Below are 13,816 nucleotides of genomic sequence, written 5' to 3'. Positions count from 1 at the left end.
TTGCATTTAAGACAAATTAAGTGTAGGAAAAAATAAGTCAGAGCAGGATTTTCCCCTTGCAAAACAAATATACCGCGCTATTTTGTTTACAGTCAATTTATTTTCAGCATCTGCTGCCTTATGCCCTGATTCATGAAATATCAGGTGTATCCGGCCGCGGGTGTATCCGGAGGGTTTCTGATGAAAAATTCTGATTACTGGATCCGTAAACTGAAATTAGTGAAGCATCCTGAGGGCGGATACTTCAGGGAAACACACCGTTCACACGAATCTGTTGCCGGGAATGCCCTGCCAAAAAGGTTTGACGGGCAACGGTCGTTCTCCACGGCCATTTACTTCCTGCTCAGAGGAGATCAGGTTTCGCATCTTCATCGCATTAAATCAGATGAATTATGGCACTTTTATGATGGCAGTGCCATGACCATTCATATGATTGATCCTCACGGGCAATATAAGCAGATACGACTTGGCCGTGATTTGGATAATGGCGAAGTGTTTCAGGCCGTCGTTGAAAACGGGTGCTGGTTCGGTGCCACAGTTGACATTTCCGACGCATATTCTTTGGTCGGATGTACCGTTGCCCCGGGGTTTGACTTTCATGACTTTGAAATGGCAGACAGATATGAATTAATTGCCATGTACCCGGAACATATCGAAATTATTGAAAAGCTGACCCTGGCATAGTCAAATATGCGGACCTTTTTTTCAGTTCCGCAGAGACATTCTCTGATAAGTAGCTGATCAAAAGTTTTTTATATATCTTTTTTTTGCGAACAGCGGAGAAACCCGGGTTTTTCCATCACAGGCCGAGGACCCTTCCGGAAAAAGCCGGGTTTCTTCTCCGGGAATATATCGAAAACTTATGGTTAGGTAATTAACACTCGATGATCAAGTTTTTTTCTGTCATTCCTGCGAAAGCAGGAATCCACGGCTCCCGGAACCGCGGCCTCGGCCCGGAACGGATTCCTGCTTTCGCAGGAATGACAGGCTTTCCGTCCGGATTGTATCAAAAAAACTTGATTATCGAGTAACACCTAACACTCGATGATCAAGTTTTTTTCTGTCATTCCTGCGAAAGCAGGAATCCACGGCTCCCGGAACCGCGGCATCGGCCCGGAACGGATTCCTGCTTTCGCAGGAATGACAGGCTTTCCGTCCGGATTGTATCAAAAAAACTTGATTATCGAGTAACACCTAACACCTAACACCTAACACCTAACACTTAACACTTAACACTTAACACCTGACACCTAACACCTAACACTTAACACCTAACACCTAACACCTAACACCTTTTTCATACAAAGACTTATGAAGGACATTTATTTAAAAAAACAAAGAATGCGTTCAGAGGACACGATAAACGACAGCACCTCTGATTTCACATCAAAATACTTTGCTGTCAGCTATTTATATTCACTTTCCGAAACAGACCCGGATATCATAGAACCGGAGACCATTCTCACACTGGAAAGGCTCATAAAAAAATCAAAGATTTCTCATCAGAGACGGAGCTTTTTTTTGTTCAGGCAGGCGGCTGAAACGCTAAGTTCCCTTATTGTCCGTTCCCATGACAGAGACATCGCCGAACTGGCATTCTCCGCACTGAAAAATATTCTGAATACAACCGGCGGGGATTCGCACCGAGTGGCGGCCGAATCTCTGGGAAGCCTTCCCTTTTCAGTTCACGGCCCTGAACTTAAAGACATTCCGATAAAAAATGTTCCCCGCGTGTCCTGGCAGAAAGTTTTGGATGAAAAAGGGTTTGAGATTGCTTCGCCGCCTGAATTTATCGGAAGGAGTTTTGTTGCCGGTCTTGCCCGGAACAACGGGCTGCTGGTGTTCAAATTCGCCAGATCCGATGATTCGCCGAATGCCCTGGTCAGAGAAGCGCTTTGGATGGAACATCTTGCATCAGGAGAATATTCTTTTCCTCCGAGATTTAATATCCCCGCGGCCATAAAAATTAAGAACACCTATCTGTTCAGTTTGAAGGGGATTCCTTCAGCAACAGCCGGAAATAAGAACCTTCACCCTGAAAGATATGCCATCGGCTTTATCGCGGATAAGGATTACTTCACCTATCCCAATGATTCCGTGCCGGAGACACGGCCCGGGGACACGGAGTTCAGGGAAGTGATGTTCAGAAACGCGTGGCTGCTGGGAAAACTGACCGCACTGGGGATTATCCATTCAGCCCCCATTCCGCTCTTTCATAACCGGGTTCAGCGGACACGGAGAAGAGATCAGGGGCTTTATGAATGGTTCCGGGCAGGAAGACTTGACCGATGGCTTGAATCCTGCGCTTATCCGAATCTGGGTCCCACAGGTATCAGGGATTTTGAACACCTGGTCACTTTCAGAGGCGTATCAGACCGGACCCTTTATCGTCATATCGGCAACCATGTTCTGAGCCTGTTGCTGGTGATCGGGAGTTATTTCCGCAATAAAGACAAAGACAAGGTCGGCTTTGATGCTGAGGGCGAGCCTGTGGACGCGAGGTCACTTTTTGACGAACACGTTCTCAGGGAGAGTATTCGCGGAGTGTTCCTGCATTACTATCAGGGATTCACCGGAACGGATTTCAGCGGTGAAATGCCTTTTGATCTGGATGTGCTTACCTCCCGGATGATTGAAGAAATGGGGGTGGATCGCCATATGGAAGAGATATTAAGGGTTGCGGATCAGAATGCCATGACCGCTAAGGAATTCAGACGGTTCCTGGAAGTCAGGGGGTTTTCGGATGAGGAAATAAAAAAATTTCGAAAAGGGGCCGAGGAAATTGTTATTCAAAGCGGGCCGCATCTTGGCGAGTTTAACCGGCAAATATCTTTGCCCGAACTGATTGAATCCGTGGGAACAATATCCGCGTTGTGTATTGCCGGGAGATATTGGAAAGAAAAATATCTGAATATCTGAGCATCTGTCGAACATGGGCAGCAGCTTTGAAAAAATAAGAAAGGTGTATGATATGAATCAGAACAATCAGGTTATCACGTATCTGGCCCTGACCGTGACCGTGATTTTTTGGGGGCTGTCATTTGTGGCGACAAAAGTCGCGCTTGAGAGCCTTCCCACATTTACATTGATCTTTATCCGTTTTGGGCTGGCCGCGTGTCTGTTTTTGGCTCTGATGATGCGGTTCGGATTTCCTTTGTTCACGCTAAGAGAGCATGGCAAACTGCTGCTTACAGCGATGTTTGAACCCGGGCTTTATTTCATCTTTGAAACCATTGGCTTGCAGCACACCACCGCGCCCAAAGCTGCTTTGATTATTGCCACGATTCCCTTGGCGGTAACTGTGTTGGCATCATTGCTGCTTGGCGAACGCACGAGTATGCTGAGTTTCCTGGGGATCGGCATCTCTCTTGCGGGCATTTCAATTTTGGTGGTGGGAGATCCGCAGTTCCGTTGGGGATGGGGTGGTTCCCTGGTCGGAGATATTCTGATATTCGGAGCAGTGATTTCCGCGGCCTTTTATATCATTTGTGCCAGAGATTTGGGACGAAATCACACTGCCCTTGAGATTACAGGATTGCAGATTATTTACGGGGCGTTTTTCTATGCCCCGGCTTTTTTATGGGAACTCCCGGGGATAAACTGGTCAGCAATCAGCGGACGTTCCCTGACAGCGGTTGTTTATCTCACGGTGTTCGCCACCGTGGCCGCGTTTATGTGTTACAATTACGCGCTCACACGGATATCCGCATCTCGGGCATCGTTATTTATCAATTGCATTCCCGTGGTGACGGCTCTGGGGGCATGGGTATTGCTCGGAGAAAAGCTCACGCGCATTCAGATTGGCGGGGGAACCCTGGTATTGCTCTCCATTTGTCTGACCAGCCTGCCTGTTTTTCGGCCCGCCCCGCGGAAGCTCAAAGAATCTGTTGCGGAAGTTTAAGGAAATTCCCAAAAAATAATCTGCCCGAAATGTAAAAAAGTAGGGTGGGTGCAGCGAAGCGAAACCCACCCTACATTTTCTTTTTGTCCTTTACACAGAGAGTTAGGGGAGCCGACCAAGCCCTCCCCTAAATCCTTTATAATCAGATATCTGCGAAGATGCAAGCGTGAGCAGTCACCTGCGCATCCTGCTGAAGGAAAAATCAAATGAAAGACCTCTCCAAAATCAATATGGAACAAGACCTTCGAAAATATTTCGGTTTTGATGCCTTCCGGCCCGGCCAGAAAGCGGCCATCCGAACCCTGATGGAAGATCGTCGGGTGTTATGCATTCAGCCCACAGGATATGGAAAATCTTTGCTGTATCAGTTGCCGTCTTTGTGGACGGACGGACTGACCCTGGTGATTTCTCCGCTGCTGGCGCTGATGCGGGATCAGATCCGGCATTTGAACGAACGCTTCGGCATCCCGGCCGCCAGCATTAATTCTGATCAGACCGCTGAGGAAAACGCCGCGGCCCAGCGTTCCGCGTCTCAGGGCCGCATTCGAATCCTCTTTGTGGCCCCTGAAAAGCTGGACAATCTGGAAACCTACGAATTTCTCCTTGGGCTGAATGTGGGCCTCCTGGTGGTGGATGAGGCCCATTGCATCTCCACCTGGGGCCATGATTTCCGCCCTTCCTATCGTCAGATCGTGAACGCGGTCCGCAGTTTTGAGGAAAAGACCCCTCATCTCCGGGTCCTGGGCCTCACAGCCACGGCAAATCAGCGCACAGAAGCGGATATTGCCCGTCAGCTGACAGATCCCGCAGGCAATCCTCTGAAAATCCTTCGGACAGGCATGGACCGCCCCAATATCAGCCTTTGGGTGATACCGGTACAGGGAACCGCTCAGAAACTCGAAGTCTTGGAAAAGCTTGTCCGGGAGGCAGAAGGCGCCGGTATTCTTTATTGCGCCACCAGAGAAGGAACTGAGGTCATCAGCGAATACCTTACAGAGAAAAATCTGGATGTTGTTTCCTATCATGCGGGATATGATTCGGAACGGAAACGTGAGTTACAACAGGCATTCATGGAGGGAACCCGCAAGGCCATTGCGGCCACCAATGCTCTGGGAATGGGCATTGACAAGCCTGATATTCGTTTTATCGTTCATACAGACATTCCAGGTTCTGTTACCGCGTATTATCAGGAAGTGGGCAGGGCTGGCAGAGACGGTCTTCCTGCCCGGGGAATTCTCCTGTTTGATGAAAGGGACCGGCGCATTCAGGATCACTTTATCCGGTCGGCCCTGCCCAGCCTGGAGGATTTCCGCACCGTGTATGCGAATATCCGGCCTGATGAGAAAAATGCCCTCCCGGGCCTCTTTGCCGTGAAAGTCAGAACTGGCCTTCATCCCACGCGGGTGAATTTGATTCTGGCAGAACTCACGGAGCAGGGACTGATCAAAAAAAAGCTGGTCAGCCGGAAACAGGTCTATTGCCGCACAGAGAAAAAAACTGCACCTGATCTCACCCGCTACACAAACCAGAATAGCGTGCGCAAGACGGAGCTGGAATCCATGCTTAACTATGGACGGGGAGAAGCCGGTTGTCTGATGCAGTCGCTCAGAGTGGCCCTGGGAGATGATCACGCGGAACCCTGCGGCCGGTGCAGCCAGTGTCGTCCGGATGTGTTTCCCTCGGATTTCGCAGCTTCCTTCACAGGAGATGCGGCCCGATGGTTGGCTGAACGAGATGTGCCTATTTCCGCGACAAAAATCCCGAAGATGTCACAAGGTTTTTCTTTGCTGAACGGAGACCTTCGGGCACCGCTGTTTGTCCAATTCATGCGCCAGCGGGCTGAAAACAGCAAAGGAAAAAGCTTTCCTCAGTTACCTCCTGATCTTGAAAAACTGCTCCTCAGAAAACTGGAGTTTCTGAGGAAACGTCATGAGTTCGGGGCCGTGGTTCTGCTTCCCTCAAGAACCTGGATGCAACGGGAATTTACCGGTAATGCGGCATCCCGAATGATCGGCATTCCTGTTTATTTTGACCTGCTTTCCTGGAAAGAGATGCCCGCGCATCGCCAGGGAGAATTGCTCAATAACGACCAGCGAAGGGAGAACGTCAGGGACAAAATGCACATCACGCATCAGCTTCCGAACATCTCCGGACACGGGGTGCTGCTTTTGGATGATTATATTGGTTCCGGAGCGACCTTAAAGGAGGCGGTCCGGGTGTTGCGAAGGCAGGCCGGTGTGTCCGGGGAAATTGTTCCGCTGACCATGGCGCGTGTCCGGTGGCGGCTTGGAGCCAGGGGGATGATTTGAAACAAGACAAATTATGGCTTTGACAAAAAGAGAATGAAGTGATATTCTGAATATCAAATACAGAAAAAAATAAGCCCGGCATATTCTGTCTCGGGTCAAAAAAAGATGAGTGTCACCACAATCACAGTATCTGAGGGGATATTCCGGCACCTGAACAGCCTTTCATTTGAGCTGGCGAGTGATCTTGATATCGAATTTTGAGGGGAGTCTGCCTGATTCATCACCGGGTTTGTGTGAGTTCATCTGTCCTGCTTTTATTTCACATCATCCGCAAATCAGTGAACGCCGCAGACGCACAAAAAAACAAAGAAAATTCGGATGGTTCCATTTTCCGATGATAAAATTCATTTGCTTACCGAATCATTTCCTGATATATTAAAATTATAGTCAGTGCAATCAGCGGTTCAGACAATGAAAAAATGATTTTCAACAATTTTCCATCAGCACAGCATTTTTGGAATGCGCCGGCAATATTCTATCTGAAAAACAAGCGGGCAGAACATTTGAAACAGAGGAGACATCTTGAAGAAAAAGAAAAAAGCATCCAACAAATTCGATATTCGTCATAAGGAGACACTGACACTTTTCCTGAAGGAATATTTTGAACTGTTCTTTCCTGATCTTGCGAAGATCATGCAATTCGAAACAGCGATATTTCTGGACAAGGAACTGATCGCGCTTCTGGCCGGAGAATCCGAAGATGAAAAAACAGAAGAGGATCATTATGAAATCACGGATGCCCTGATACTGCTTCAGATACATCTGAACGGAAAACCGGAGTGGATACTGATTCACTGGGAACAGCAGAGCGGGCGGGAAACAGATTTTGAAAAACGCATGTTTCACTATTTTTGCGGGATTTATTTCAGGCATGAAAAACTGATCTTTCCCATTGCCATGTTCACCGATCCTGCAAAATGGCGAAAACCTGTGAAAGACAAATTTTCGCTTTCCCTGGGCCGATATCCCATAAATGAATTTACATACCGTCTGATTAAGCTGAAAACGCACAAGGCGGAGGATTTTGAGAAAAAGATCGGAGAAAACCCTCTGGCTGCCGCATATCTGCCCCTCACGGATTATCCTAAGAAAGAACGCCCCATGATCAAAGCCAGAGCGGTGAAGGGGATAGCCGGGATTCCGGAGGGGAGGAAACGGGCCACGCTTTATTCGCTGATTCAGGAGAGTATCAGACTGAACAGCGAGGAGGAAAAGCAGTTTCAGGAAATTATTCGGACAAACCCGATTTATCAGGAGGTAAAAATGTTACAGTCTGTCAGAGAAGTAGGAATTGAGGAAGGGGTTGAGATAGGGGTTGAAAAAGGCCGAACTGAGGCTCTGGAAGAAACCGCTATAAAAATGCTGAGTTCCGGAGTGCTGACAGCGGAACAGATCGCCTTGTTCACAGGACTGGAAATCAGCAAAATAAAAAAACTGGCAAAAGATATACAGTCCGAAAAACAGAGTCATTAAGCCCAGGTCAGCAGAACTGAAATAAGTCAGTGACAAATCCGCAGAAACGACAGTTTGGGAACGCACCGGCAGCTTCTTATTATTATTCTAAGAAAAAATGCCCCATGATCAAGGCCGGGACGGTGAAGGGGATACCCGGGATTCCGGAGGAGTTTTTGGCTGATGCGGCGCTTCCGAAAGCTTCGGATTCCTGCTTTTGCAGGCTTCGGCGTGAGTTCATACTTCGGCGAGATCATACTTCGGCAAGCTCAGTCGAGTCGTCGAACGGAATGACAGAAATGAACCTGATCATCGAGTATCAGACTGAACAGCGAGGAGGAAAAGCAGTTTCAGGAAATTATTCGGACAAACCCGATTTATCAGGAGGTAAAAATGTTACAGTCTGTTGAAGAAGTAGGAATGGAAAAAGGAATGGAAAAAGGCCGAACTGAGGCTTTGGAAGAGACAGCGATAAAAATGCTGAGTTCCGGAGTGCTGACAGCGGAACAGATCGCCTTGTTCACAGGACTGGAAATCAGCAAAATAAAAAAACTGGCAAAAGATATGCGGTCCGAAAAACAGAGTCATTAACCCGGGGCCAGCACATCTGTTTACATAGAATCACCAGATCGAAAAGGTTTTCAGGCCCGCGGGGCAGACAGGACGGACGGGGAAGAAACCCGGCTTTTCCGGGCCGGGGAGACACTTTGTCCGGAAAAAAAGCCGGGTTTCTCCGCTGTCCGAAAGCCGGGTTTCTCCGCTGTCACGAAAGCCGGGTTTCTTTTTTACCAACAGCTTAATCAGAAGAGAGGAAATTAATATTATGCCATGGGTTTATGATCCTCACGCGGGAGGAGTGAAAATTCCGGAAAAAACAAAAGAAAGTACCAGAAAACGAATTTTGGCTTATGCTGAAAAACATTATGCTGGCAGATATACGCGTCTTGAGATACGTTTTCGGAAACAGTTCTGCTATATTGACGCATATATGGAACCCCATGTGCCGGATGGTTTTCCACCGCCCGGGTACCCGGAAACTCGTGAGCAGTATATTGAAAGGGTTCGAAACACGCCCACACATCTTTGCAGACTTCGTCATTTTTCAGAAGACAGATGGAGTGTGGCGTTTTACACATATAGCAAAGAGAAATACGAACCGACTTTTTTTCATAACGGCTCTGATCATGGTACGCCTGAAGAGGGGTTTGAAATCGGAGCTATCTATCTGATGGCTGAATAACAACATGAATATATAATTAATTTAGCTATCATCCATCAGGAGGTTATGAGGGAACAGTATCTCACCTGGCAGGTGAAAAAATGACAGTTGTGTAAAAAGTACAGGCACGAAAGATAAGAAGGGGAAAGCGTATTTTTCTTTTCTTAACCGATTTTCCCGTACTTTCGGAAAAAGACGGGAAAGCGCGCTTTCCTTTTCTTATCCCGCTTCCCTGTACTTTCGGAAACAGAATATAACCGTCAATAAAATTCGTCAGAATCAGACAACTGACAACTGACAAGGAGGTGACACCATGCCAACCGGAGCCTGTGGAATCAATTGTGATGTTTGCAAATTAAAACTTCTGGAGGTATGTTCTGGCTGCGGATCAGGAAAGAGCCTGGAAGCCCGTATGAAAATTGAGGCTCAGGAAAAAATTTTCGGCGCTTCCTGCGCTGTTCTGTCCTGCGCATGTATGAACAATTTTGAGTATTGTATGAGAGACTGTGATTCATTTCCCTGTGATAACTTCTTGATGGGGCTTTATCCTTTTGGTCAGGGATTTCTGGAAATGCAGAAAAGACGGCGTGAGCAGAGACCCCCGGCTTTAGACCACAACAAAGTCCGGATCACTGTCCCCCCGGAGTTCTGGGATAAACTGCAACAAAGAGATGTAAACAAACTCTGTAATTTTACTCTCGCGGACCCGCATCCTTCCGGAGGACTGGTTTTTCGTTTTTTGCATGAAAACGTGCGGGTGGATATTGGAAGCCGCTGTCTGAAACGTCTGAACAGGGGACAGTGGGAAAAGACAGATGATCCCCTCCTTGAACTGATCACACTGGTCTATCTGAATCATGTGAATTCTCTTTATCCCTTTGGAAAGGATATCGTGGGTGCCAAAGACCTCAGAGAAGCTCATTTTTTTCAGGGGCCTCATGAACTTAAAACTGCTCCTCTTTTGGAGCGTTACGGGAATGACCCGGACGGATTCAGAAAAGCAGCGGAATATCTGAAAGGCAGGCCCGCAGATATGGCAGATGTTGCATATATGTTGCTGCCTTTTCCCAGGGTTCCTCTGTATTATCTTCTCTGGGAAGGTGATGAGGAATTTGAACCCAGAATTTCCGTTCTTTTTGATCGTTCCATTGAAGCCTGTTTTGCAGGGGATGCCATATGGGGGTTGGTGAGTCTGGTTTCTCTTGCCCTGCTGATCGGTCCTGAAACAACAAAAATATAAATCAACTGAGCCATGAATTTTTTTACAGACAGCTTTTTATCAGCATTGACGCTTCTGAAGTCTTTTGATCCTGATCTGTTCAATATTGTTGTTGTTTCTCTCAGAGTAAGTCTGTCCTCCACTCTGATCGCTTCTCTCGCGGGGGTTCCCCTGGGGTTTTTCATTTCCGTAAGTCAGTTTAAGGCCAGGAGAGCCGTGATCACCATATTGAACACCATGCTGGCGCTGCCCACGGTGGTCATTGGTCTTTTCACCTACGCGTTCATTTCCAGAAGAGGAATACTCGGGGACTTTGATTTGCTTTACACCCAGAAGGCCATTATCATCGGACAGATCATCCTGATCATTCCCATAGTGACCACGTTCACCATCTCGGCCATCAGCCGCATTGACAGCCGCTACAGAAAGACCGCCATGACCCTCGGAGCGAATCAGGTGCAGACAGCACTGGTACTTTTACATGAAGCCCGTTTCGGAATCGTCTCCGCCATTGTCGGGGGATTCGGGCGGGTAATCTCGGAGATAGGGATCAGCATGATGCTGGGCGGAAATGCCAAGGGCTTTACCCGAACCATGACAACTGCAATGGCACTGGAATATGACAAAGGAGAATTTGTTCTGGCCGTGGCCCTCGGAATGATTCTGATGAGTATCAGTCTGGTCGTCAATGTGGTGATAAACTATTTCCAAGGAAGAGTTCCTGATTAATTGCCCCCCCACATAAACAAGGAGTGCCAAACTTACAATTTGGCAAGTATTTTCGCTGAAAATATTTGCCAAACTGTAATTGGCGCATTCCCGAAACGCTATGCCCTTGAACTGCGTTTCTGTTTTCTGTGATCCAGTAACCGCATGACATTTTCCTTCATTAATTGTTCCTGTCCGATAACTTTTTTAAGCACTTTCATTGCCTCGGCTTCCTCCTTCGGAACAACCTCATACCGTTCGGGAAAGATAAGAATGCTCGGATTTAAAGCCGTTAATATTTTAATAAGGTTCATAAAAATGACCAAAAAAATAAGTGAGATGGCTACCATTAATATGTAAAACATTGTTTTGTCATTTTGCAGATCAGAAAGCATCATGTCATAGATTCTTTTTTCATATTCTTTTACAATTGACACTTTTTCACCTGAATTTTTTTCTATGGAATGAACCAGATTGTTCAGCAGACCATCCAGGGTGGTGTGAGCTGATGTATTGGAAATATTATAACTAATGAGATTGAAAGCAAATATTGAGCCTATAATGATGAGTATGATCGGAAGGACAAATCTCAGGAACATTTTCGTTAAGATACGGAATAACATATCTGTCATTGCTTTCTCCTATAGATGATGAACCAGACTGCGTTATTAATAATCAATACAATTAAAAATACCAGAATCAGGAGAAACTTATTCCCCACCGAGTGAATATTTGTTTTTGCAACATTTGTTTTAAGACGGGCGTTTTCAGTGCTTAACAATGTGATTTGCTCTGTGAGACTGCCGAATTTTTCTGCCTTTTTTGCCATATTTTTCCTCAGTTGAACATTTTCATTTCTCAAATCCATGAGCATTTGCATGAGTGTGTTCACGCCCTGATTTTTTTGTTCAGGTTCATCAGTGCATCCGCTGACAAGGCATGTTACTGCAATGAAAATGAGTATGGGAAATAATAACTGACTTCTCATTAATTTATCCATCTTATGAAGGTGTTAGGTGTTTGCTCGTTTCGAGAGGCTCAATGAGTAGCGATTCTGCTAAACTCCGGCCCCTGCACCCTGACCCCGGCCCCCGCCTCTGTCCCCTCAATACTGTTGACCTAAGGCTGAACAGGTTTTCCGGTGTTCTTTCCGGAGTGCGAAAAATGCTTTTTCGCAAGTGCAAAAATACAATTTTTGCACTCCGGATCGGCCCGGAATTTTTTAATTAAGTCAATACTGTTGACTTAAGGCTGAACAGGTTTTCCGGTGTTCTTTCCGGAGTGCGAAAAATGCTTTTTCGTAATTGCAAAAATACAATTTTTGCACTCCGGATCGGCCCGGAATTTTTTAATTAAGTCAATACTGTTCTTTCCGGAGTGCGAAAAATGCTTTTTCGCAATTGCAAAAATACAATTTTTGCACTCCGGATCGGCCCGGAACTTTTTAATTAAGTCAATACTGTTGACTTAAGGCTGAACAGGTTTTCCGGTGTTCTTTCCGGAGTGCGAAAAATGCTTTTTCGTAATTGCAAAAATACAATTTTTGCACTCCGGATCGGCCCGGAATTTTTTAATTAAGTCAATACTGTTGACTTAAGGCTGAACAGGTTTTCCGGTGTTCTTTCCGGAGTGCGAAAAATGCTTTTTCGCAAGTGCAAAAATACAATTTTTGCACTCCGGATCGGCCCGGAATTTTTTAATTAAGGAATCGGTATTAAATAACTTTCCCATTTTAATTTATTGGAATTGCACGATAATTCCATTTGGGTAAAATTTTGTCGAATACAATTCGCATTTCTGATTTAAAAGTTTCAGCAACTTTTCGACCGGTTTCATAGACTTTATCAATAACATGGACAAAGACTTTTAAACCTTTTTTGGTATGTGTTTTGGCTATCAGATCAGTCACCACCTCCAAACTTGAAAAGATTACTCCCTGACACGCACGAGTAATATGAGGAAACAGGCGATGTTCGATCGGATTAAATTTGGAACAATAGGGCGGGTAATGAGCGATTCGGATTTCAATCCCGATTTCATCCGCCAGAATTTGTAAATCTTGTTTGAAAAGGTAATGTCGGGAACTGTTGCTGCCGCCACCATCGCACAATATCAAAACTGACGTGGCATTTGGATATATTCGGCAACCGTAACCATACCACCAATGACGGAAACTGTCACAGGCAAATTCACTGGTATCATGACTTGTTCCCACCTGAACATACCCGATATTGAGTCGCAGGTCATAAAAACAATGCGGAATTATGACACCTTCGGCAAAACTTGTAAAATCATGATCGAAAACTTGCAATTCCTCCAGCGTATATAGTCGGCCTTTCCTGTAAAAATTTCCAAGATATTCTTTTTTCTTGGTATCCATGCTGATAACGGGATTACCGGCCTTCCGGTATTCTGATCTGAGTTTCAAAATATTGTCAAACTGAGCGTCGCGATCTGGTACGTTTTTTTTCATAGGTTTGCGTTTCTGAGCTTTACGCAACCGATAGTCATGCTTTTTGAGCAATTGACGGACAATGTTACGACTCACTTTTACTCCGTATTTTTTTTCCAGAGCCTCCGCGATTTCCCACTCCCTCAGATTTGTCCATCGTACCTTTTCATCCATCGGATCTCCTGCTGTATGCTCACGCACCACATTCAAAAACTGCTCGTCTATTTCAGGGTGCTCAGTCAGATACTGTTTGCGTCCGCCACCTTTTTTACGTATTTCAGAAGATTCAGCAGGAGATTTTCCAATTTGTTTTGCTACGATGTGTCCGGGCAGGCCGCTTACTTCGATCGCTCCTTTGCGCACAGTCCGCCTGCTGCAACCCAAGACTTTGGCAATATAATTTTGTCCGCCATGTCCCAATTTCAAAGCTTCAATACCGGCATATCGCCGGCGGTCTTTTTCATTCAGACTCTCATAGTATCGCCGCATGATTTCTTCTACTTCTAAGGAATAGGGTTGCATAATAATCTCCTTTTGATAAAGTGATTTTGAAATA

General features: G+C 46.1%; 13 protein-coding genes. 10 read left to right on the top strand and 3 right to left on the bottom strand.

The features are described 5' to 3' along the window. The first annotated feature begins 180 nt into the window (after positions 1-180). The 10 genes from dnm_RS28945 to dnm_RS28900 all read left to right on the top strand — a co-directional run bounded on the left by dnm_RS28945 (position 181) and on the right by dnm_RS28900 (position 10,829). Positions 181-684 carry a cupin domain-containing protein gene (locus dnm_RS28945; protein ID WP_207680335.1) on the top strand — a complete coding sequence of 168 codons (504 nt, stop codon included), beginning with the start codon at positions 181-183 and terminating at the stop codon, positions 682-684. Positions 685-1,341: 657 nt separating this feature from the next. Beyond that, positions 1,342-2,919, top strand: a complete 1,578-nt coding sequence (locus dnm_RS28940) for a SidJ-related pseudokinase (protein WP_207680334.1) — start codon at positions 1,342-1,344, stop codon at positions 2,917-2,919. A gap of 52 nt (positions 2,920-2,971) precedes the next feature. Then, the gene (locus dnm_RS28935; protein ID WP_207680333.1) at positions 2,972-3,901 is read left to right on the top strand and encodes a DMT family transporter; all 930 of its coding nucleotides are present in this window, start codon (positions 2,972-2,974) and stop codon (positions 3,899-3,901) included. A gap of 206 nt (positions 3,902-4,107) precedes the next feature. After that, positions 4,108-6,210 carry a RecQ family ATP-dependent DNA helicase gene (locus tag dnm_RS28930; protein ID WP_207680332.1) on the top strand — a complete coding sequence of 701 codons (2,103 nt, stop codon included), beginning with the start codon at positions 4,108-4,110 and terminating at the stop codon, positions 6,208-6,210. Between the two features lie 522 nt (positions 6,211-6,732). Then, a complete protein-coding gene (locus dnm_RS28925; protein WP_207680331.1) occupies positions 6,733-7,683 on the top strand; it encodes an RpnC/YadD family protein in 951 nt (316 codons plus the stop codon). Between the two features lie 29 nt (positions 7,684-7,712). Continuing rightward, positions 7,713-8,072 carry a hypothetical protein gene (locus dnm_RS28920; protein WP_207680330.1) on the top strand — a complete coding sequence of 120 codons (360 nt, stop codon included), beginning with the start codon at positions 7,713-7,715 and terminating at the stop codon, positions 8,070-8,072. Then, entirely contained in the window at positions 8,056-8,253 is a 198-nt protein-coding gene (locus dnm_RS28915) for a hypothetical protein (protein ID WP_207680329.1), read from the top strand. Before dnm_RS28920 ends, dnm_RS28915 begins: the two co-directional genes overlap by 17 nt. A 232-nt stretch (positions 8,254-8,485) precedes the next feature. Beyond that, positions 8,486-8,902, top strand: a complete 417-nt coding sequence (locus dnm_RS28910; protein WP_207680328.1) for a hypothetical protein — start codon at positions 8,486-8,488, stop codon at positions 8,900-8,902. Between the two features lie 292 nt (positions 8,903-9,194). Further along, positions 9,195-10,121 (top strand): DUF3786 domain-containing protein, encoded by a 927-nt coding sequence (locus tag dnm_RS28905; RefSeq protein ID WP_207680327.1) that lies wholly within the window; start codon positions 9,195-9,197, stop codon positions 10,119-10,121. A 12-nt stretch (positions 10,122-10,133) separates the two neighbouring features. Further along, entirely contained in the window at positions 10,134-10,829 is a 696-nt protein-coding gene (locus dnm_RS28900) for an ABC transporter permease (protein ID WP_207680326.1), read from the top strand. A gap of 98 nt (positions 10,830-10,927) precedes the next feature. On the opposite strand, the gene dnm_RS28895 is transcribed toward dnm_RS28900, so the two are convergent. The 3 genes from dnm_RS28895 to dnm_RS28885 all read right to left on the bottom strand — a co-directional run bounded on the left by dnm_RS28895 (position 10,928) and on the right by dnm_RS28885 (position 13,782). Further along, complete coding sequence (locus dnm_RS28895) at positions 10,928-11,440, bottom strand: hypothetical protein (RefSeq protein WP_207680325.1); 513 nt, start codon at positions 11,438-11,440, stop codon at positions 10,928-10,930. Beyond that, positions 11,437-11,796: a hypothetical protein gene (locus dnm_RS28890; protein WP_207680324.1), complete on the bottom strand. Its 360-nt coding sequence runs from the start codon at positions 11,794-11,796 to the stop codon at positions 11,437-11,439. Before dnm_RS28890 ends, dnm_RS28895 begins: the two co-directional genes overlap by 4 nt. 744 nt (positions 11,797-12,540) lie before the next feature. Beyond that, positions 12,541-13,782, bottom strand: coding sequence for an ISAzo13 family transposase (locus tag dnm_RS28885; RefSeq protein ID WP_246555998.1), 1,242 nt, complete (start codon positions 13,780-13,782; stop codon positions 12,541-12,543). Positions 13,783-13,816 lie beyond the last annotated feature (34 nt).

Source organism: Desulfonema magnum, assembly GCF_017377395.1.
Taxonomy (GTDB): domain Bacteria; phylum Desulfobacterota; class Desulfobacteria; order Desulfobacterales; family 4be13; genus Desulfonema_C; species Desulfonema_C magnum.
This window is presented reverse-complemented; position numbering and strand designations above follow the sequence as displayed.